The organism is Aeribacillus sp. FSL k6-2211, from assembly GCF_037966125.1.
GTDB classification, from domain to species: domain Bacteria; phylum Bacillota; class Bacilli; order Bacillales; family Aeribacillaceae; genus Aeribacillus; species Aeribacillus composti.
The window spans coordinates 1,091,472-1,113,344 of sequence record NZ_CP150190.1 but is presented as its reverse complement, the minus strand read 5'-3'; the positions used below and the strand labels follow the sequence as shown (position 1 = coordinate 1,113,344).

The window sequence follows — 21,873 nt, the reverse complement described above, 5'->3', positions numbered from 1 at the left end:
AGCATGTTTCGTGGCAAATCCATTCATCGGTTATATCGGTACATATACGAAAGGTGAAAGCAAAGGCATTTACAAATTTACATTGGACACTGAGAAAAAAGAGCTTAGTGAAGCTAAAGTAGCAGCAGAGCTTGACAATCCGACATATGTCGCGATTTCCAAAGACAATCAAAATTTATATTCGGTTGTTAAAGACGGAAATTCAGGGGGGCTTGCTGTTTTTTCCATTGACGAACAAACAGGCGATCTGCAAAGCATCAACCAGCAAGTGACGGAAGGACCTTCTCCGTGCCACGTCAGCGTCAACAAAGCAAACCATTTCGTCGTCACCGCTAATTACCATCGCGGAACGATCGAGGCTTACTTGCTGAATGAAGACAAAAGCGCAAATCCAGCGGCAAGCGTTGCAGAACATACAGGTTCAGGCCCTAATCTTGAAAGGCAAGAAAAACCGCACGCTCACTATTCGGGGTTTACACCAGATGAAAAGTATGTTGTAGCTGTTGATTTAGGAATTGACCAAATTATTACCTACTCTTGTGATCAAGGTGTTTTAAAGAAGGTGAGCAGCCTTTCTGTTAAACCTGGAAGCGGCCCTCGCCATATCGTCTTTCATCCAAACGGAAAATTCGCTTACGTGATGACGGAATTAAGCAATGAAGTGATCGTTCTTTCTTATAATGCAGATGAAGGAAGCTTTCAAGAGCTGCAATACATCCCAGCAATTCCGGAAGATTTCGCAGAAAACAGCCAAGGCAGCGCCATTCACATTTCTTCCGACGGCAAGTTCGTTTATGCTGCTAACCGCGGCCATGACAGCATTGCTGTTTTCAAGGTAGAAAATGATGGGGGCAAGCTTGAATTTGTTGAATGGACAAGCACCGGCGGCCATTGGCCAAGAGACTTTGTCCTCGATCCGACAGAAAGATTTGTGATCGCCACAAACCAAGAATCAAGCAACGCCGTCTTATTTGAACGCGATCCTGAAACCGGCAAATTGACACGCTTGCCATCAGAAATTTCCGTGCCTGATCCGGTTTGCGTGAAATTTCTTCATCAAGGCTAAAAAAATGTCTTTGCAATCTATTTTCACCTTTACGAAAAGAAGGCTCGTCTTGTTTTAAAACAAGACGAGCCTTTCAAATTTTTATAAAAATGGCACCTTCCATCAGTTTTTAATTTAGGAGCCTATTGGTGTTGGTCAACTTCGATCACAGTGCGAATCCCTAGTGAAAGAGTATAAAAACGGTGAAGTGCTGCTCAATCCGTTTGCCTCCAACTTATTAATTCAAATCTTATCGTCGTCCAATACAGAGCGTTTCAAACAATCTAGTTTTCCTCCAACATATTAATCCAGTTCCCGAGCTCGAAAGAAAAATCGTCATGGAAGCACCCTTCTTTTAAGCTGACCGCTTATGATCCATCGGACAACAAATGCTGCAAACCTTTATGACATCTTCATTCATGATTCCTATAGAAAAGAAACGGAAACAGCTTTCTACAAAGCTTGCAGTATTATAGTGAAGAAGTATAGCCTCCGTGTTTAAAATTAGAATAGCCGAATTGTCGCTCGGCTATTTCCACGAAGAGGTTATTTCCTGCTTAACAGGGGCAAAATCTCAACATGGTTTCGCTAATACTTGGATTATGTAAAAGATGACGAAGACGAAAAAGAGTACAAAATTTCAACAAGATTGCGCCAATATGCACCAATAATTTTGAAAAGCCGCAATCAGCTACACTGACAGATTTGGCAGTGACGAAAACTGTAAAAAGCTACTTAGCTTCCTTTTGCGCAATATTCCCGTTACGGACATTGGCGATGCCTTCTTTGCATACACCGTGCGGAAGCCAGGAGCAATTCGCACATAAGTAATCTAAGTCGTCAGGGACTACTTTTTGGGCCGTGAGCCCCATTAATTCCGATTTTAAGTAAATCCCATTTTCTTCAATGCCTAAATGGCGGATTACTTTTTGATCCATGGAAATCACATGCTCATTTGAATTCGGATCCGCTTGGCACGTCGATTCTCCATGGTGCGGACATGCCATGCACGCATCATCAAGTGCAGAGACGACTTGAATGGGAAAGTCTTGCTCTTCATCACGAATTTTTGTAACTACTTCCCACATCTTCTCTACAAACGATGGACTATATCCCATTCCGCGAAATCCGTGCACACATAATAAATGATGCCCCCGTAAGCGAAGCGGCTTCATACATTTCTCCTCCCCTTTTTCTATTACTCCCATCTTATGAGAAAAAGCACCAGCCTACAACATAAACGTGAAAAAACATTGCATCCTTTAAAATTAAAATACAAGCGTCACAACGAAAAAGCGAGCAAAAGCTTGTTCCAAATTCACAAGCTATTGATAAGAAGCCCTCTTTCCTAATCTGTTATCTATTGATCAATATTGTTTTACCCACTTTAAATGGAGCCGCTCCTTTTCCAGCGTCTTGATATGAGGAAGGGGCTTTTTTGCGTTCAAAAAGGAAGAATTAGGCTTCTTTTCTAACATCTCAATATGAAAAGGAAGATGTGATAGGCGAACTTTCCGCTCCGAAGCTTTCAGTTGAAAAATTCCTGTTTAAAGCCTATGTGTACATAGAAGCAGCTTAAAAATGGCAAATCAAGACGAGTTTGTCCTTTTTTTGCACCTTTAAGGGATCAGCTTTTTATTTTGCATTTTACGACGGCTGTTTTCCCTTCCCTTTTTTATATGCGGCATATAAGAAAAGGATAAACAAAACTGGGACTCCGACCAAAATGGAAATAAAAGGGATGCTCGCGCCTTTTTGTTCGTCCAGTTTAAAAATCTCCGATGTTTCCCGTTCCAAAGTGATCGTGTATCCGTCCTTTGAACTTTTTATGCTTCCCCCTTTTAAATACCCTCTCAATTCGTGATTATCCGGCAAATATCGAAATCCGATCGTTACGCTTTTTGTTTGCGATGTGTTGTTAATGGCAATAATGGATGTTTCATCACCGCTTTTTAATTGATAAACGAGCATGCCGTCCTTTTCATACAACAAATGATATTGCCCTGTTCGGAGAGAAGGCAGGATTTTGCGAATGTCGGCTAAATTTGTTATGTACTCGACTATTTCGGTGCTCGTGCGAAAATCCATCATCCGATAATTGACTGCTCCATTTCCGCCATCCAATGCAATCTCCGTCCCGTAATAAACAAAAGGAACAGCCGGTAAAGTATATAAATACGTCAAGGCAAGTTTTAATCTTGTCACTGGAAACGCTTCATTCTCAACAGCTTTTCTTGTAAAACGAACGATATCCTCGTCATCTAAAAACGAAACGACAGGCAGATTGGATTGCGTAAACCCGTCCAATCCTGAAAGCGGTTCATCCACATTCGAAAATGATTTTTGCACATTTTTCGCAAAATAGGTATTCATCACGGCATCGATTCCACTGTTTTGATATGTATTCGGATCACCCCCGCCAATATCTGCCACTAAAACGAAATCTTTTTTGACAGACTTAACTTCTTCAGCCATTTTTTTTAAAAATTGAGGTTCAGTTCGATTCGCGTCAATCAACCGATACCCGTCAATATCACTTTGTTTGATCCACCATTTAGCGACATCGATTATAAATGCTTGAACGTCGGGGCGAGAAACATCGAATGTCGTACTTCCTTCAACAAACCATTCTTTTTTAGCTGGATCAGACAGCCAAGGGTGGTTCGGTCCTGTTTCGAAAACAAAATCTATCATGACCTTTAGATCACGTTTATGTGCTTCCTTTGTCAGCTGTTTTAAATCCTGCATTGTTCCAAAATGCTCGTCCACTTTTTTAAAGTCTTTCACCCATTTCCCATGAAAGCCGTTTGCCTCATTTTGAAATATTGGTGATAATGAAACGATTGTAAAGCCCATTCCTTTTATGTAATCCAGCTTTTTGATCACCCCTTGCAAGTCACCCCCAAGAAAATGTTCAAGACCGCCCTTTCTTTCGCCGTCATTGGCCGTCGTTCCATTGTAAAAGCGGTCAACTGCTACGTGATAAATTGACTCATCCTGCAAGTTTACAGCGCTAGCAGTCGCTGAAAAACAAAAAAGCAATGAAACACACAAAATGAAGATCAATCCTTTTTTCACTCGTCAAAATCCTCCTTATGTCAGCAAAATCCATGCTTGTCGCTCAATTCATCTAAGTTCGCCGCTTCAACTCTTCCGCAAAATCGGCAAGCGGTGTTGCATCTGTTTTGGTTTGCTGTCAATCTTCTCATCGAATGTATGTAATGTTTGATGGGATTTATCCCCTTTTCCGATGAGTTTTTCTTTATAAGCCTCGCGAATCACTCGCTGGCTTATCCCAGTTTCATTTGAAAGAGCCTTTATTCCTTCCATGCTAACTGAAAAATAAGTTTACATGTTTGAAATCATTGCGTTACCTACATCATTTTGCCTGGATTGCGCCACGATCAAACAGTTCGTCAACGTATTCAAAAAGTTAGGTCAGTTAATTTTTCATTCATATCTTCTTGAACTATTCTCTTACAACATGAAACGTACCAGGCCAAATTCGGATCTTATTGTAAGCTTCTCTCCCTGCTTGATTCCTAGACATTAGAAAATTTTTTGAAAACGTTCATCATTTTCATAAAAATCTTTTTTCTACCGATGAATCATTCAGTTTCTACAAAATGTTTATATATCTCTCCCCTCCCGCTCCCCTTGCAGATCATTTTTGAATTTCATTATAAAAAACATTATAACATGCTGAACATGTTTGTCCTTCTTTATTATAAAAAGCAAGGGGGTGTCTAATAAGTCGTTTTTACGGCTTATTGACGCCCCTATTAATGTGTTAGAAACGTTGATATATCGGTGTTTATGATTTTTTGTTTTCAAGGCGATTTGACTTTCTAAGACAGCCTCATTTTCCCTAAATTCATCAAATGATATTAATCCGGTACTTTTCAAACCAAATGTGAATTTGCCAAAGATAGGCTAACAGCTGCGGTCCCGTCATCAGCTGTCCGTACCATGGGCGTTGAAAAGATCCACCGTCTGTCTCTACTAATTTATTTAATGCATTCCCATCGAAAAGCTCGTGCAATATGGAGTCTTTCATGGCCAATACGTTTTCAAGCTGTTCTTTTACAAGCTTCGTATATTTCGGATGATGTGTTTTCGGATACGGGCTTTTTTTCCTGTAGACAACCTCCTTCGGCAAAAGATCTTCTAAGCTTTTCCGTAATAGGCCTTTTTCCCGATCGCCATATCGTTTCCATTCCCACGGAATATTCCAGACGTATTCGACAAGCCGGTGATCTGCAAACGGAACGCGCACTTCAAGCGATGCCCCCATGCTCATGCGATCCTTTCGGTCAAGCAATGTTGTCATAAACCATATCATATTTAAGTAAAAAAGCTCCCGCCTTTTTCTTTCCGTTTCAGGTTCTCCATCTAAAACAGGTGTTTCTTCAATCGTTTTTTCATATTGCCTTAAAGCATATTCTTTTATATTCAGCTTTTTTTGCCAATCGTTCCGGAGCAGCTTGATCCGCTCATCTAATGAACGAATCCACGGAAATCCTTCTCTTGCCAATTCCTCAGGACGATAAAACCACGGATATCCGCCGAAAATTTCGTCCGCACATTCTCCCGACAAGCTCACGACAAAGTCCTTATTAATTTGCCGGCAAAACCAAAGAAGTGAAGAATCGACGTCCGCCATCCCCGGAAGATCACGGACTTCAACTGCTTCCTGCAAATATGAGACAAGCTCTTCCTGTGTCATGATACATTCGTGATGAATGGTTTGAAAAGATTCCTTCATTAAATGAATCCAGTAGGCATCAGCATTCGGCTGAAACTCGCTTTGTTGAAAATACTCAGAATTCCCTTCGTAATCAATTGAATAAGTATGAAGATGCCCCTTTCCTTCCTTTTCAAATGTCCTGGCGGCAATCGCTGTAATGGCGCTCGAATCCAATCCTCCCGATAAAAACGTGCATAGCGGAACATCGCTGACAAGCTGTCTTGTGACGGCATCTATTAGTAATTCACGCACTTTTTCGACCGTTTCTTCAAAAGAATCCTCATGCGGATGGCTTTTAACGTTCCAATACCTCCATATTTTTAAGCCATCTCGATTAAAACTTAGGGCATGGGCGGGTCTAAGCTCTTCGATTCCTTTAAAAACGCCTGAACCGGGAGATCTCGACGGCCCCAGCGCCATAATTTCTTGCAGCCCTTCCTGATCGAGCAAAGCATCGACTTCAGGGTTGGCTAAAAGGGCTTTTATTTCAGAAGCGAACAGAAAATTACCGTTGTTTTCATAAAAAAAGAGCGGTTTAACGCCAAGACGGTCGCGTGCTATAAATAATTTTTCATCTGCTGAATCCCAAACGGCAAAAGCATAAATTCCGTTTAAATGGTGCACACATTCTTCTTTCCACTCCATGTATGAAGCTAAAAGAACTTCCGTATCTGAGTGGCCGCGAAACGTATAGCCTTTTTTCAATAATTCTTTGCGAATATCTTCCGTATTGTATAGCTCGCCGTTATAACAAATCGTGTAGGAATTATCTTCTTTTTGTTTTGTCATCGGCTGTCGACCGCATTCCGGGTCAATGACAACAAGTCTTTTATGCCCGAACAATACGTGCTTCTTTCCCCAAATATTTGTATCATCAGGCCCTCTTTTGCTTAACGTATCAATCATGTCTTCCATTATTTCAGTATTTTGGAAAAGTGATTGTTGAAAATTTACCCAGCCAGCAATTCCACACATATGCTTATCACCCCACTATCTATAACATGAAAGATGTAGCTATTGTATGCAAAAAAAGTTCAATGTTACCTGCCCATTTGTATAAAAAGAAAGCATTTTGTCTAAAACAATCAATAAAAAGTATTGAGGTGTTCATATTGTTTTCGGACGTAAAAAATGACCTTCTCCATAAACAAAAAAGGAGTTTTCGGACTGCAACCGTTGAAATGCTTCAAGCAAAACCGATTTTGATCGATGATGAAGATGATGAACAGATTTCTCTTGATGATTTAAACGATCAGCACATTGAACTTTTGAAAAACGGCCGATGGGTTGATATTGGACATAATAAGGAAGAATACTTGCGGTCAGGCGGAAAAATTCGAATCAAGAAGACATTCCCCTATGCATTTCATTGTTTTTTAAATGAATTGGATGATGAAAGCTTTATAATGTTTGTACACCATTTAAATGCTTTATCCTTTTCCGTTTATGACATCATCTACTGCCACAATCAATTGTTGTATCACCATGGAAACAAACCGATGAAAGGCGCTTCTGTTTTTATATTTGATAATACGGATTCTCTTTGTGCGGTTCAGCATTTTTTCCATCGGGGAGACAAACAAAAAGACCTGTTTGAATTCACTGTAAGCACAGGGGAACGAAGCTTTGTCAGCTCTATTTCATAACTGCAATTCAAGGAAAAAAGGATTTAGTTAAAAAGTACTTTTAAGACAGTCGGAGTAATGAAAGCTTTGCAATTGATAGGGAGAGTGCAGAAATAGTCATTTAAATTTTTTAAGGAGACACATAAAAAACAGCTGCAGCCTGATCATGCTGGATATTCAAAAAGATGCTATTCGTTCGAATTGTCATCCTGTGGCTAAGTATTTATTCAATGATGGGCGAAACAGACCGGCTGCCCAACATCAATGTAGACTGCGCTACAGAAAAATGTTTATAAAAACAAAAATATGAACCTAAAACATTAGGATATTTACAAAAAGAAAGTAAACGTAAGCATCGCCTGCATTGAAACTTTTTTCCAATCATGGAATTTCGTCCAACTTTTTGGCGATTAGCAAGGTTTCAATGAACTCATATCGAATTAATATTCAAGCCTTAATAAAAAACGAGATAAGGGGAGTTTCATAATTTGGGGTGGTTATTAGCTATTCCATTTATTTTGCTTGGAGCTTTTTTATTTTCATTAACCATTGATGATATAAAATATAGGCCATATAATTCTAATAATTATAGGATTTGGATGTTTTTTTAAGGCTGGTTTTTCTTGTCAAAGACAAGAAAGAAAAATAATAGGGGGGTGTCTAATAAGTCGTTTTTACGGCTTATTGACGCCCCCATTAATGTTTTAGAAACGTTGATATATATCGGTGTTTATGATTTTTTGTTTTCAATGGCGATTTGACTTTCTAAGACAGCCCCTGCGAAATACGCTCCTATATTTTTGCATCAACATATTTTTTAAAAAGTAAGAGGCAGTCTAAATCCAAGCAAAATGACGAGAATCAGCACAATCCAAAAGCCGATCCAAATGCCTTTGGACGATTCGTTTCTCTTCTTTTTGCCCAAAACCATTTCCATAAGCCCGATCAAAACAATGGCAAGGAAAATTTTAGCGACATATTCCCCTACATAGTTGGCCATGCTGAACACATTATAGCGGAAAATTAATTCAAGTCCAGTTGCCAACACGATTAAATAAAAGATTCGCACAGCCATATGCAAACCTTTTGAAGGTTTGGCAAACGCAATGAAAAACAAAATCAGCAAAATGACCCATGATGTAATATGCAAATGTGTCATAAATGCCCTCCCCCATCTATACTTGCAAGTCCACATTCATCATATCAAATGATCATCCAAAAACATAGCAATTACTATGATAAATAAAATGATTTCACTAAATTGACAAAGACGCACTAAAACGAAAGATTAAAGGGGCTCACTCTTGCCCGTCCTTTCGCTATTAAATTTCCTTGACTTTATTTCTCAACGTGCCAATTCCTTCTACCGTAATTTCGACAGTGTCGCCAGGCTTTAATAATTTCGGCGGATTGAAGCCTTTTCCGACTCCCGCAGGTGTACCTGTTGCAATGATATCTCCCGGTTCAAGAGTCATGCCTTGAGAAATGATGGAAATGATCCGTTTAATCGGGAAAATCATTTGACTTGTATTGGCTTGCTGCCGAATTTCGCCATTAACTTTCGTCTCGATAGACAGATGCTGTGGATTCGAAACAGCCGATTTATGTACAATATACGGTCCCATCGGGCATGATGTATCCAAGCTTTTTCCTAAAAAATATTGTTTGTGGCGAGCTTGCAAATCTCTTGCTGTGACATCATTGATGATCGTATATCCAAAAACGTAGTCATAGGCTTCTTCTTCGCGAATTTGTTTTCCTTTTTTCCCAATGACAACTGCAAGTTCCCCTTCATAATCAAGTTCGTCGGTTAAATAAAGATGAGGATCAATTTCTCCTTCATGAGCAATAACGGAAGTTGAAGGTTTGGAAAACAGAATCAAATCGGAAGGAATATCACTTTCGCTTCCCATTTCCGCAACATGGTCACGGTAGTTTTTACCGACGCACATAATGTTTTTCTTCGGCCGTGGAATCGGTGCTTGGAGTTTAACAGCTGACAGCGGATAGACATATGTCTCCCTTTCTTTTTCCTTCGCAACCCATTCCTGTAATGCTTCAATATGGCGGACAAATTTTTCACCCATTTCAATGCACGCTTGCAGCGATGCAGGCGATATTTCCGATTCATAAAGCTTCAGTTCCGCTTTTTGAATATCAATAACCGAATCTTCGTTAAAAATTAGTCCGATAAACGTTCTGTCGTGAATATTTGCAGTGACAAGCTTCATGTTCTACCCCCAATTAAGATAAAGTTTTTTCGCATTATTTGCAGTTGTGCGCACAATATCTTCACGCGGCCTCTTTTTAATATTCGCCAATTTGCGGCAAATTTCCTTTAAAAATAACGGGGTTGTGTCAACATTTTTAAACGCTCCCCCATACCGCCAAGGGCCGTCCGTCTCAATAAGCAGCTGATCCATCGGAACTTGTTCAGCAAGCTGCTGATCGCGCAGGCGGTAGCAAACTTCCGGAGTCACAGAAATATAATAGTGTTGTTTACAAATTTCCTTCACTACAGATGATGCCGCTTTAAGCCAATGAAAATGCGCTTTTTTCACTTGATGTTTTTGCAAAAGATGTAAAACTTTTTCCGCATCTTCATGAACTGCATGCAAGGCAACTGGCAGTGAATGTTCAACGCTGATTTTCAAAAATTCCTTCAAGACATCTATATAAGTTTGTTCCGAATACTTTGCAAATAATCGCTCTTTTTCATAATACGGCAAACCAATTTCCCCGACAGCTGAAATCGCCCTCTCTGTTCGAATCAGCGATAGAAGCTCTTCAAGCTCCCGTTCTTCAAGAATCTCCTGTTCAGGGTGAAAGCCGGCAGCTGCTATAATAAAATCTTCATGTTTCTGCTTCAATTCAAGCGTTTTATAGGCGGATGTTAAATCGGTTGAAACGGCCACAACATGAGTAATGCCCGCTTCCTGCCACTTTTTGATTTGCTCATCAATAGTTTTTGGATCGTATTGATCCAAATGAATATGAGAATCGATCATTCTTCATGACTCCCATCGGGCGGAATGAAGCCTTGCCTAGAAATGAACAGCTGATCTTTCGCAAACACATGTAAAAATAAGTCTTTCACATATTCGATGTTTTCAGGGGAAAACCATTCTTCTTCTCCAATTTGCGAAAAAAGCTTTGACAAACCGAGCGCCTGTGATCGTCTTCCGCCGCTTCCATCTCCTAAAAAGAAATCATCTAAACAGACTCGTTTCGTCGCATTCCGTAATAGATTCGTAAAATTAGGAGAAAAAGGCAGTACAGGAGAAACTGCCGCCTGTGACGGAATGTTCTCTTCATTTAGTTTTTTAAGCGCATTGATCCTAGCTTGAATCGGCGGCGCCTTTGGAGAAAAAATTTTGCGCACATCATCTCTGTCCGTTTCAACGGTAATGCTGACAAGCACCCGATCCCCCAATTTTTGAAAGATATCAATATCTCTAGTGACAAGCGGGCTTCTCGTCTGGACAAATAAAAAGTCCGGAGGCATTTCTGCTATCACTTCAAGGAGCCTTCTTGTTCGTAATTCCTTCGCTTCCAGCGGCTGGTAAGGGTCTGTTGAGGATGACATGAAAATCGTCACTTTCCCTTTCTTCTTGGCCCGCTTCAATTCGCCTAAAAATTGGTTTGGCTTTTCATCCTTTATTTCAACCCATGTTCCCCACTCTTTTTTCTTAAACAATGCGACTGGAAGCTTTTGTACATAACAATAATGGCAGCCGTATGAACAGCCGACATACGGATTTAAACTGTACGAATACCCTTGCAAATAGCCGTTTGTTTTCGTTAAAAACGAGTTTGGATTTTTACGGGTAATTTCCATTCATTACATCCTTTCCCGCAGCGAAAAGATTATTTCATTCAATGAAAAAAATTTTGAAAAGAAAACGGCCTCAAGGTTCACAGACAGCCCGCTTGCAAACCGGCCATTACCGCTTCCGTGAAGATAAGGACAACTGTTCTCCACAAAAACAAATGGAGGGATAAACACCTCCATTTGTAAAAGGACAACTATTTGCGCTTGTCAATCGATATCGCATGGATCTTTCTTTTGAACATTCCGTTTCAGGGTCATTATAACTTATAAAGCATGAAATGACCACTTTCTTGCTTCGTTAATCTGAAAGAACAGCATCTTGCACATTTATTTTCTCGTTTATCAATCCTGCCTCTAAAAAAGTATCTGCAAGCTTCTGTTGGGCATCCACCACTTCAGGTGTGATGTCAAATACTCCATATTCTCTTCTTTCCAAAGTTTGTTTCCATACATCTTTCGAAATGCCTGTTTTCTGTGAAAAGTTTTCGGCAGCCCCTTGTTTGTCTGCTTGAATCTCTTTGTGAACCTTCTCTAATTCACTGATCACTAGATTTCGAAGTTCACGATTTTCTTGAAAATAATCGCGTCTTCCTACGATAAATCCATATTGACGCGGGAGTCCTTTTGCATCGGCAATGATTCTAGCACCTCCACTTTCTTCTGCGTCCGCAAGATATGGATCCCAAATCACCCATGCATCCACATTGCCGCGTTCAAAAGCTCCTCTAGCATCTGAAGGCTGTAAATAGACAGGAGTAATATCATTCAAAGTCAGCCCTACACTCTCTAAAGCAGTAAGGAGCAAATAATGTGCGCTTGATCCTTTACCAAAAGCAACCTTCTTCCCTTTTAAATCTTCTATCTTTTGAATAGGTGAATCTTTTGGAACAACAATCGCCCGATATACTTCCGGTTCATAGGCAAGATAGGCTAATTCAGAATCTGAAACGGCCCCTGCAAGTACAGCAGGTGCTCCGCCTACATATCCTACATCAATTTTTCCTGCATTCAACGCCTCTAATAATGGCGGTCCTGATTGAAATTCATGCCATGTGACTTTAACTCCTTTTTCAGCCAAAATTTTTTCTAAGCTGCCTTTTTCCTTTAAGAAAAGCAAAATAGATGATTTTTGATAGCCAATTCTAAGTTCGTCTGGTAATGTCTCCTCTTCCGCTTTGGCATTTGATTTTTCCGCATTGGAGGTCTCATTTGCCTCCTCCTTGCTGCCGCAGCCTGAAATCCAAAGCACTAAAAGGAAAATCAAACTTAAAAACATACTTTTTCTGATAATTTTCATTAGTAAATCCCCCTTTAATGAATATTTTTTTATATAATTATTAAGATTATTACGTTGATTGCCTTGCATAGACAGCTGGTGTGTTTTCTTCCTCGCCCATTACGCGGCGCAAAATCTTTTCGACGAGGGCTGCAAATGCGGCATTACCGCGCTGCCTAGGACGAGGAAATTTAATCGGTGTATCCATCGCAATTTTTCCATCCTCTATCAACACCACTCGATCTGCCATTGCTACCGCTTCTTCCACATCATGTGTAATCAGCAAAGCTGTAAATCCTTGCTCCTTCCATAATCGTTCAATCAAACGCTGCATTTCAATGCGTGTTAAAGCATCTAACGCACCTAATGGTTCATCCAATAACAACAGTCTTGGCTTGCTGGCTAATGCTCTTGCAAGTGCCACCCGTTGTTTTTGTCCTCCTGATAAAACGTGAGGCCATTCTTTTGCCCTGTCGATCAGTCCAACCTGCTTTAGAGCTAACTCCGCTTTAGGTAAATCTTCTTTTTTCATGCCAATCGCTACATTTTGAATTACGCGTTTCCAAGGCAAAAGTCTGGCATCTTGGAACATAATGCGAACCTCTGGATTTAATCCCTTCATCAATTTACTGTTAGCCTTGATCTCACCAGCTGTCGGCTCATCTAATCCGGCAATTAAACGAAGCAGCGTGCTTTTTCCGCAGCCGCTTCGGCCGATGATCGCTACAAACTCGCCAGGCTGCACCTCAAGATCAATTCCGCGCAGAACGTGCTGATTTCCGAAGTGTTTCTCTACACCATTGATTTGCAGATAAGTTCCAAAAGTTGGAGATTCCACATTTTCCCCCCCATTCTCTACAAGTTTTGATAATTTGGATTCCAATTTAAGCATTTTCTTTCAAGCCATTTTGCCATTGAATCCGCGATTTTTCCAAATAATGCATATAGAAGAATGCTGAGCAGCACTACATCTGTTTGCATAAATTCTCTCGCATTCATGGCCATATATCCGATACCAGAATCTGCGGAAATTGTTTCAGCAACAATTAACGTCAGCCACATGATCCCCAGTGCATATCGAACTCCGACTAAAATAGACGGGAGGGCGCCAGGCAACACCACTTGCCAAAAGAGAAGCCAGGAACGAAGTCCATATACCCGTCCCATTTCAATCAACCCTTGATCTACTGACCGAATGCCATGAAGTGTATTCACATAAATCGGGAACAACACTCCAGCTGCTACTAAAAATACTTTGGCTTCCTCCCCAATTCCAAACCAAAGGATGACAAGAGGAATCATGGCCAGGTGAGGAATATTCCGCACCATTTGAATCGTTGTATCGAAAATTCTATCTGCGATCGGAAACAGCCCGTTAATAAGGCCGAGAAACAAGCCAATGCTTCCTCCAATCAAAAAACCGATTATGGCTCGTTTAAAGCTGATCAGCAAATGCTGAAACAATTCACCAGAACGAATGAGCTCCACTCCTGCCATCACAACGTCTGACGGCACTGGAAGAATTTTTGTTGAAAGAATCCCTTTAGAGGATAACAATTGCCAAATGATTAAAATCAATATAGGCAAAAGCCATGGGATTAATTGTTTTTTTACTTGATCGGAAAACAACGACTTTTTCATTTTCTGATTCTCTCCATTTCTGCTGGTAAACTGTTGTTGGCAATAATTTCTCCAAATGGTCCAAACGGTTGTGGTTCACTGTTTCTTTGAACATGGCTTATCGGCAAGTGAGGAAACAACAGTTCAGCTGTTCTATATGCTTCCTCTAAATGAGGATAGCCGGATAAAATAAATGTCTCGATGCCGAGATCAGCATATTCCTTCATCCTTTCTGCAATTGTTTCCGGACTGCCGACTAGCGCCGTACCTGCTCCGCCGCGCACAAGACCGATTCCTGACCATAAATTCGGGCTGATTTCAAGCGACTTGCGGTCTCTTTTCACAAGATCTGACATCCTGCGCTGCCCTACTGAATCAAAACGGTCAAAAACCTTTTGTGCCTGAGCGACCGTTTCATCATCCACATATTTGATTAACCGTTCGGCGGCTTGCCATGCTTCTTCATCCGTTTCACGGACGATGATATGCAAGCGAATGCCGAAGCGCACGGTTCTTCCTTGTTCCTCTGCCAGCTTTTTCACCTGATTCAGTTTTTCAGCAACCTGTTTCGGCGGCTCTCCCCATGTTAAATATACATCTGCATGCTTTGCCGCTACTTGCTGGCCAGCCAATGATGAACCGCCGAAAAAGACAGGCGGATATGGTTTTTGCACTGGCGGGAACAAAAGGTCTCCTCCTTCCACCTGCAAATAACGACCTGTGAAATCGACTTTTTCATTTGCAAGCAGCTTTCGCCAAATTGTCAAAAATTCGTCAGTCACTTCATATCTTTCATCATGTGAATAAAAAATTCCATCACCCTTCAGCTCCACCGGATCACCGCCGGTTACAACGTTTACTAGCAATCGTCCATTTGAAATTCTGTCAAATGTCGAGGCCATCCTTGCAGCAGCGGAAGGAGCCATCAACCCCGGCCGAACTGCCACAAGAAACCGTAAGTTTTCCGTAACGGGAATTAAGGCAGAGGCAATAATCCAAGCATCTTCGCAAGATCTTCCAGTTGGAATCAGCACCCCGCTGTAACCAAGGCGATCCGCTGCTTGGGCAATTTGTTTGAAATAAGACAAATCGGTTGTACGTCCTCCAATGGTAGTACCTAAATAATGCCCGTCACCATGTGTTGGAATAAACCAAAAAATGTTCATTTTTCACTCCACCCATTTCGTTTTTAGATTTTCATCTGTCATTCAAGGTTTTAAATGCGCAAAAAGGCCCCTTTCTTAGCATGCTTCTGCTAAGTAGGAGCCTCCAGTTGTCTGGTCGGTTCGCTATTGTTTTCATTTAGTTGTTTGTTTCCTCCAAAGCTGCTTCTTTTACATTGATTTTTTCAGGAATTAATTTTAATTGATGAAAAGTATCTGCTATTACCTGCTGATCATTTAGAACTTGTTCGCTTATTTTCTGAACACCATATGTTCTTCTTTTAGCTGCTTTTTCAAGCGAAGCAACATCAATTCCCAATTCAGGTGACAATAGTTCTGCAACTTCTTTTGGAGCACTTTTAGCCCATTGATCTGTTTTATTGATTTCTTCCAATAACAGATCGATAACCTCTTTATGATTTTCGGCAAACTTTCTGCTCGCTAAATAAAACTCTCTATTTTTCACTAAATCCTTTCCGTCTGCCAAAACTCTGGCGCCTGTCTCCGTTTCAGCAACAGCAAAGAAAGGATCCCAAATGACCCATGCATCCACACTTCCTTGTTCAAAGGCTGCTCTTGCATCTCCCGGTACGAGATATTTAGGTTCAATATCATTTATGGTCAGCCCCGCTTTTTCCAAAGCTTTTACGAGCAAGTAATGGACGTTTGAGCCTTTGTTGAGCGCAACCTTTTTACCTTTTAAATCCTGAACAGTGCGGATGGGTGAATCTTTTGGAACAAGAATAGCTTCTGAAAGAGGGCTTTCTGGCTCATGACCAACATAAACTAAATCAGTGCCTGCCGCTTGTGCAAAGATCGGCGGCGCTTCGCCAGTATGCCCGATATCAATGCTGCCGACATTTAATCCTTCCAAAAGCTGCGGACCTGCCGGAAATTGAATCCATTCGACAGAATATCCGTGACTTTTTAACGCTTTATCCAGCGTTCCTTGTTTCTTTAAGATGTTTAATGTCCCGTATTTTTGATATCCGATTCTAACTACCTTTTCCTCTTTATCTTTTGTTTCTTGAGATTCACCGGCGCTTTTCACATTCTTTTCTTCTCCTGAGCAGCCGGATATAACAGCAAATAAACTAACAATCATGATTAAAAGCAAGGCAAGCAAAGATTTTTGATTTTTTCTCCTCATTTTGCTACCCCCTTTGTCCTTATAAAAACTATTAGTCAAATTTATTTACATTCTTTTTGAAATGCAGGCTTTTCGAGTGATAATGATCTTGGCGACATTATTTATTCATTCTACGGATGGAGAATCTGAAAAAAACTTTATTTTTTCCAAGTCAGCATAAAGAATCTCATCATTTTTCACGTTCAGTTGATTCGCCTGTTCAACACTCAAGTCCACTTCGATCAGATCATTCGTTTTCAATCTTTCCAATTCCAAACGGACAATCGGGCCATAAGATTGGATGCGGCGAACCTTTACTTGAATTGATTTTTGATTATCATTATGTCGAGTTATTCGCACTTCATGAGGACGAATATACCCGATCATTTTTTTCGTTTGAATGTTTTCATCAGGTGCAGCAAATAATGCTTCTCCGATATGTAGGCGACCATCGTTCACTTCAGCATGAAAAACATTAACACGCCCTAGAAACTGATACACGAATTTCGTTTTTGGATGTTGATATACTTCATCCGGTGTTCCGACTTGCTCAATTTGTCCATTATTTAAGATTACCACTTGATCAGCAACCTCTAAGGCCTCTTCTTGGTCATGCGTAACAAAAACAGTTGTTACATGTAATTGTTCATGCAACTGCCGCAACCATCTCCGCAATTCTTGACGCACTTTTGCATCAAGAGCTCCAAACGGCTCATCAAGCAGAAGCACGTTCGGCTCCACTGCTAACGCTCTAGCTAATGCAACTCTCTGCCTCTGTCCGCCTGATAATTGAGCCGGGTAACGGCGATCAAGACCATTTAATTGGACTAAATGAAGCAATTCATTTACTTTTCGTTGGACGTCTTGTTTGGACGGTCTGTCTTTTCGCGGACGCACTTTAAGTCCGAATGCAATATTCTCAAAAACGTTCATATGATGAAATAAAGCGTAATGTTGAAAAACAAAACCGACATTTCTTTCACGGACCGTTTTTGTCGTATAATCATGGTCGCCAAAATAGATGCTTCCGCTATCAGGCATTTCCAATCCGGCAATCATCCGCAGCAACGTAGTTTTCCCTGAACCGGATGGACCTAACAAAGCGGTAATCTTCCCTGACGGTATTGTTAAATTTACTTCTTTTAATGCTTGAAATGAGCCATAATTTTTAGAAATTTGCTTCACATTGATATCCATGATGCACACTCCTTACCCTTTTCCATCAACTACACCCTTCCATTCAAGCACCCCTTTAACAATTAATGTAACGATCGCCAACATAGCTAAAAGGGAAGCGACTGCGAATGCAGCAGTAAATTGGTACTCATTATATAAAATTTCTACATGGAGCGGGATCGTATTTGTCATTCCTCGTATATGCCCTGACACAACAGAAACGGCTCCAAATTCACCCATTGCTCTCGCATTGCACAGGATGACGCCGTATAAAATTCCCCATTTGACGTTTGGAAGCGTCACGAATAAAAATGTTTTCCATCCGCTGGCACCTAAAGATAAAGCGGCTTCCTCCTGTTCACTCCCCTTTGCCTGCATGACCGGTATTAACTCGCGGGCTACAAACGGAAAAGTTACAAATAAAGTAGCCAAAATTATGCCTGGGACAGCAAAGATTATTTTCAATCCGAGCGAATCTAAAACCGGCGCTAACAAACCTTGTGCACCAAACAATAAAACAAAGCTTAAACCAGCGATAACGGGCGATACAGAAAACGGCAAATCAATAAGCGTGATGAGCCAGGTTTTCCCGGGAAACTGAAACTTTGTGATACACCATGCAGCAGCAATACCAAAAATAAAATTTAATGGCACTACTATTGCTGCGGTCAAAAGTGTAAGACGGATCGCTGATTGAGCATCCGGTTCTGTAACCGAAGCAAAATAAACTTCTAAACCGTTTTTCAAAGCTTCTGTAAAAACAGTAATTAGCGGGATAATGAGAAAAAAACCAACAAATAATAGAGCCGTTCCCGTCAATATAAAACGAATCCACGCAGATTCTGTATGAACACCGACAAGAGGCTGTTTCTTCGTTTTAGTACCCATTTGAGGCATAACATCTCCTTAGTGACTTAATGAATAAAATATTTTCGACTCGTTCTCCATTGCAAATAATTTATAAGAAAAAGCAGGAAAAAAGAGATAATCAATACAATAGCGGCAATCGCTGTTGCCCCCTCATAATCGTACTGTTCCAATTTGGTGACGATCAAAAGAGGGGCGATCTCCGTTTTCATTGGCATATTGCCGGAAATGAAAACGACTGATCCGTATTCGCCTAACGCCCGCGCAAATGCGAGCGAAAACCCGGTGAACATCGCAGGAACAAGTGATGGCAAAATCACTTTCCAAAACGTTTGCCAACGGTTTGCACCTAAAACAGCTGCCGCTTCTTCGTACTGCTGATCTAAATCATGCAAAATAGGCTGGATAGACCGCACAACAAACGGCAATCCGATAAACGTTAAAGCAATTACGACACCGAGCGGGGTATAAACAGCCTCAATACCGAAGCGGTCCAAATACTGTCCAATAACGCCTGTCGGGGCATAAACAGCTGTTAAAGAAATTCCCGCTACTGCAGTTGGGAGAGCAAACGGCAAATCGATTAATCCGTCGATAATTCTTTTCCCTGGGAAATCATATTTCACTAACACCCAAGTAAGCAAAAGACCAAAAACTAAATTGATGGCAGCGGCAATAAATGAAGAAACAAAAGATAAACGAAGCGAGGCTGCCACCCTGTCAGTTGTGACGATTTGCCAAAATTGCTCCCAGCTGAGTGTTGAGGCTTTTAAAAAGATAACGGACAAGGGGATCAACACTATTAAACTAAGATAAGTTAGCGTAAAGCCCATCGTGAGTCCCCAACCTGGAATAACCCCTTTTCTGTGCTGTTGTTTTGTTTTGGCCACTTCCAATCCTCCATTCATCGGAACAAATCATTATTTCGGCTGATAAATTTGATCGAAAATACCGCCGTCGTCAAAATGTTTTTTCTGAGCCTCTCTCCAGCCCCCAAACAGTTCGTCAACTGTAAAGAGTTCCAATTGCTGGAATGTATCTTTATATTTTTCAGCGACTTTTGGCAATGTTGGACGATAATAATGCTTCGCTGCCAATTCCTGTCCTTCTTCCGTGTACAAATATTTCAAATACTCTTCAGCTACTTCGCGCGTTCCTTTCTTATCAACCACCTTGTCTACAACAGCAACAGGAGGTTCTGCTAAAATGCTTACAGAAGGTACAACAATCTCAAATTGATCCTTTCCTAATTCATTGATGGCTAGAAAAGCTTCATTTTCCCAAGCAAGAAGAACATCACCGATTTTTCTTTCGACAAATGTTGTTGTAGCACCCCTTGCCCCGGAATCTAATACTGGAACATTTTTATATATTTTCGCAACAAATTCTTTTGCCTTCTCTTCATCGCCGCCATATTTTTTCAATGCGTATCCCCATGCAGCTAAATAATTCCAGCGCGCTCCACCCGATGTTTTTGGATTGGGGGTTATAATCGAAACATCAGATCTGACAAGATCGTCCCAATCTTTAATACCTTTCGGATTTCCTTTGCGTACTAGAAACACAATAGTGGACGTGTAAGGAGAACTGTTTTTATCCAATCTTTGTTGCCAATTTTTTTCGATCAATCCAGTATCTGCAATGGCGTCAATATCATAAGCCAGCGCTAACGTTACAACATCTGCCTCCAAACCATCGATAACAGACCGCGCCTGCTTGCCAGATCCGCCATGTGATTGCTTTATCGTAACCTCTTGACCAGTTTTTTCTTTCCAATAGCTTGCGAAAGCTTTATTAAAGTCTTGGTAAAGCTCACGTGTAGGGTCATAAGAAACGTTTAATAACTCGACTGCCTTTTTATCTCCCTCTGAGCTGGAGCTGGCACTTTCATTTTTTGAACCACAAGCACTTAAAACAAGAGCTACACTTGTAATAACAGATAATAGAAAAAATAGTCCTTTTGACTTGCGTTTATTTGTAATATTCATAAAATTCATCTCCCTTTCCGCTATGTTTCGGTGGCGGTGTTATAAATAAAAAAACTTCCTCGATCCGGGAATATTGAAAAGACATAGGGAGTCTTCGGTGGACCGATCGACGACCTCTTTATGATATTGTTTTATATGTTCACTTAGCCCCTTTGTTATGGCTATCCTTTCGTTCTAAAGGATAACGGAATTTTTCCAATTTTTCGATTTGTGTAATTCTTGAGTCATGTACAATAATTTGCACTGATCCGTATTCCAAATCTTCTAGTGAACGTATAATTCTTTCAATCCACTCCTGATCAATTTTCGTTTTTAACAAAGCTCTCCCCTCCAATTCCCGTTGTAATTCTTTTATTCAATAAATCATCTAAAGTTGTTTGTTCAAGAACGCGGGCAATTGTGTCACGTACAACCGTCCAAAGCGGCTTTAATAAACACTTATCTTCCAATGGACACGGCACATAAGCCGTCGTACTGGCACACCCCATTGGAGATAAAGGACCTTCAATTTGCCGGATAACCTCTCCTATGTTAATGTCAGTCGGCGATAAACGGAGCATATAGCCTCCTTGTATACCCCTTTTACTGTGCACATATCCCAACTTTCTTAATTGGAGCAAGATTTGTTCCAAGTATTTGACCGTAACCAGTGTTTGTTTGGCGATTTCATTGATCGGATAAATTCTTCCCTGTTGCTGTCCAAGTACAAGCAAAGCACGTAACGCATACTCACCTCTGCTTGAAACCTTCACCAAATGCCCCCTTCCCCTGAAAGTTTACTAGATTAATCTCGACTAAAACGGTAGGGATTTTCACAACAAAAACTTTTTGATAGTTTAAGAAAATAATATTGAGTTACATTTTAATCGTATTAATCCTATATGTCAAGTAAGAATAATAATTTTTTTGAACTTTTTTCCATTATTTTTCCTTGATAAATGAAAAACAATTTGAAAACAAGAAAAGTCACCATGCTCTTCGGGCAAAAATTTTTTCGGATGCGATTATTTTATGAAATTTTTGTGTAAATGTGCTAAAAGCACCACGAATTTTGCATAGTTATTTTGTGAAATATTGAGGTATACAAAAATGCGACTCTAAACGTTTATCACAGTTTTCAAGACATGACATACACTTAATATAGCTAAACAACTTTTAAGGTAAAGGAATGGAAAACGATGCCTGCAATTGTTGGTGCTATGAAGGTAAATAGCGTCGGGACGGCCAGTGTCGTTCATGTCGGAGACGTCGTAAACATTTCGCCATACAGTGAAGTGAAAACATTCGCAGGGGCTGGTTCCTTCAATACAGGCGACGGTCTTTACGTATTTAACCAAAACAGCATTACGAATACGTTTGACAGTGATCTCGTTGATCAGCCGCAAGTGTTAAATGCTTAGAGGGT

21 protein-coding genes are annotated in these 21,873 nt (G+C 40.6%); 3 read left to right on the top strand and 18 right to left on the bottom strand.

Annotated features, from left to right (window positions below; translation table 11 throughout):
- Positions 1 to 10 precede the first annotated feature (10 nt).
- Positions 11 to 1,066, top strand: coding sequence for a lactonase family protein (locus NSU19_RS05525; protein WP_066251560.1), 1,056 nt, complete (start codon positions 11 to 13; stop codon positions 1,064 to 1,066).
- Between the two features lie 710 nt (positions 1,067 to 1,776).
- Here the strand turns inward: NSU19_RS05525 and NSU19_RS05520 are convergent.
- From NSU19_RS05520 to asnB, 3 genes are all read right to left on the bottom strand, one after another.
- Positions 1,777 to 2,220, bottom strand: coding sequence for a DUF1284 domain-containing protein (locus NSU19_RS05520; RefSeq protein ID WP_066250588.1), 444 nt, complete (start codon positions 2,218 to 2,220; stop codon positions 1,777 to 1,779).
- 472 nt (positions 2,221 to 2,692) lie between these two features.
- On the bottom strand, positions 2,693 to 4,123 hold the full coding sequence (locus tag NSU19_RS05515; RefSeq protein ID WP_063387036.1) for an alpha-amylase family glycosyl hydrolase: 1,431 nt from the start codon (positions 4,121 to 4,123) through the stop codon (positions 2,693 to 2,695).
- Positions 4,124 to 4,922: 799 nt separating this feature from the next.
- Complete coding sequence (gene asnB / locus NSU19_RS05510) at positions 4,923 to 6,767, bottom strand: asparagine synthase (glutamine-hydrolyzing) (protein WP_339199108.1); 1,845 nt, start codon at positions 6,765 to 6,767, stop codon at positions 4,923 to 4,925.
- Positions 6,768 to 6,904: 137 nt separating this feature from the next.
- Between asnB and NSU19_RS05505 the strand changes: the two genes are divergently transcribed.
- Positions 6,905 to 7,438: a DUF2777 family protein gene (locus NSU19_RS05505; protein ID WP_066250595.1), complete on the top strand. Its 534-nt coding sequence runs from the start codon at positions 6,905 to 6,907 to the stop codon at positions 7,436 to 7,438.
- A 796-nt stretch (positions 7,439 to 8,234) separates the two neighbouring features.
- Here NSU19_RS05505 and NSU19_RS05500 read toward each other — a convergent pair.
- From NSU19_RS05500 to NSU19_RS05430, 15 genes are all read right to left on the bottom strand, one after another.
- Entirely contained in the window at positions 8,235 to 8,576 is a 342-nt protein-coding gene (locus tag NSU19_RS05500) for a YisL family protein (RefSeq protein ID WP_063386645.1), read from the bottom strand.
- A gap of 163 nt (positions 8,577 to 8,739) precedes the next feature.
- Entirely contained in the window at positions 8,740 to 9,648 is a 909-nt protein-coding gene (locus NSU19_RS05495; protein ID WP_339199106.1) for a fumarylacetoacetate hydrolase family protein, read from the bottom strand.
- A gap of 3 nt (positions 9,649 to 9,651) precedes the next feature.
- Positions 9,652 to 10,425, bottom strand: coding sequence for a TatD family hydrolase (locus NSU19_RS05490; RefSeq protein ID WP_339199103.1), 774 nt, complete (start codon positions 10,423 to 10,425; stop codon positions 9,652 to 9,654).
- Complete coding sequence (locus NSU19_RS05485; RefSeq protein ID WP_311067021.1) at positions 10,422 to 11,255, bottom strand: radical SAM protein; 834 nt, start codon at positions 11,253 to 11,255, stop codon at positions 10,422 to 10,424. The genes NSU19_RS05490 and NSU19_RS05485 overlap by 4 nt, the downstream gene beginning before the upstream one ends.
- Before the next feature lie 292 nt (positions 11,256 to 11,547).
- Complete coding sequence (locus tag NSU19_RS05480; RefSeq protein ID WP_186439323.1) at positions 11,548 to 12,546, bottom strand: aliphatic sulfonate ABC transporter substrate-binding protein; 999 nt, start codon at positions 12,544 to 12,546, stop codon at positions 11,548 to 11,550.
- Positions 12,547 to 12,595: 49 nt separating this feature from the next.
- Positions 12,596 to 13,363 (bottom strand): ATP-binding cassette domain-containing protein, encoded by a 768-nt coding sequence (locus tag NSU19_RS05475; RefSeq protein WP_339194667.1) that lies wholly within the window; start codon positions 13,361 to 13,363, stop codon positions 12,596 to 12,598.
- Positions 13,364 to 13,380: 17 nt separating this feature from the next.
- Positions 13,381 to 14,166, bottom strand: a complete 786-nt coding sequence (gene ssuC / locus NSU19_RS05470; protein ID WP_066250605.1) for an aliphatic sulfonate ABC transporter permease SsuC — start codon at positions 14,164 to 14,166, stop codon at positions 13,381 to 13,383.
- Complete coding sequence (gene ssuD, locus NSU19_RS05465; protein WP_066250608.1) at positions 14,163 to 15,311, bottom strand: FMNH2-dependent alkanesulfonate monooxygenase; 1,149 nt, start codon at positions 15,309 to 15,311, stop codon at positions 14,163 to 14,165. The genes ssuC and ssuD overlap by 4 nt, the downstream gene beginning before the upstream one ends.
- Positions 15,312 to 15,447: 136 nt before the next feature.
- Positions 15,448 to 16,458, bottom strand: a complete 1,011-nt coding sequence (locus NSU19_RS05460) for a sulfonate ABC transporter substrate-binding protein (protein ID WP_066250610.1) — start codon at positions 16,456 to 16,458, stop codon at positions 15,448 to 15,450.
- Between the two features lie 105 nt (positions 16,459 to 16,563).
- The gene (locus NSU19_RS05455) at positions 16,564 to 17,634 is read right to left on the bottom strand and encodes a sulfate/molybdate ABC transporter ATP-binding protein (protein ID WP_063386638.1); all 1,071 of its coding nucleotides are present in this window, start codon (positions 17,632 to 17,634) and stop codon (positions 16,564 to 16,566) included.
- A 12-nt stretch (positions 17,635 to 17,646) separates the two neighbouring features.
- The gene (gene cysW, locus NSU19_RS05450) at positions 17,647 to 18,501 is read right to left on the bottom strand and encodes a sulfate ABC transporter permease subunit CysW (protein WP_094246455.1); all 855 of its coding nucleotides are present in this window, start codon (positions 18,499 to 18,501) and stop codon (positions 17,647 to 17,649) included.
- 26 nt (positions 18,502 to 18,527) lie between these two features.
- Entirely contained in the window at positions 18,528 to 19,313 is a 786-nt protein-coding gene (cysT, locus tag NSU19_RS05445) for a sulfate ABC transporter permease subunit CysT (protein WP_235600405.1), read from the bottom strand.
- Between the two features lie 87 nt (positions 19,314 to 19,400).
- Positions 19,401 to 20,468, bottom strand: a complete 1,068-nt coding sequence (locus NSU19_RS05440; RefSeq protein WP_339199100.1) for a sulfate ABC transporter substrate-binding protein — start codon at positions 20,466 to 20,468, stop codon at positions 19,401 to 19,403.
- 139 nt (positions 20,469 to 20,607) lie between these two features.
- Positions 20,608 to 20,787, bottom strand: coding sequence for a YezD family protein (locus NSU19_RS05435; RefSeq protein WP_094245314.1), 180 nt, complete (start codon positions 20,785 to 20,787; stop codon positions 20,608 to 20,610).
- Entirely contained in the window at positions 20,768 to 21,220 is a 453-nt protein-coding gene (locus NSU19_RS05430) for an Rrf2 family transcriptional regulator (protein ID WP_339199097.1), read from the bottom strand. Before NSU19_RS05430 ends, NSU19_RS05435 begins: the two co-directional genes overlap by 20 nt.
- 426 nt (positions 21,221 to 21,646) lie before the next feature.
- Between NSU19_RS05430 and NSU19_RS05425 the strand changes: the two genes are divergently transcribed.
- Positions 21,647 to 21,868, top strand: coding sequence for a spore germination protein (locus NSU19_RS05425; protein ID WP_063386633.1), 222 nt, complete (start codon positions 21,647 to 21,649; stop codon positions 21,866 to 21,868).
- The last annotated feature ends 5 nt before the right edge of the window (positions 21,869 to 21,873 follow it).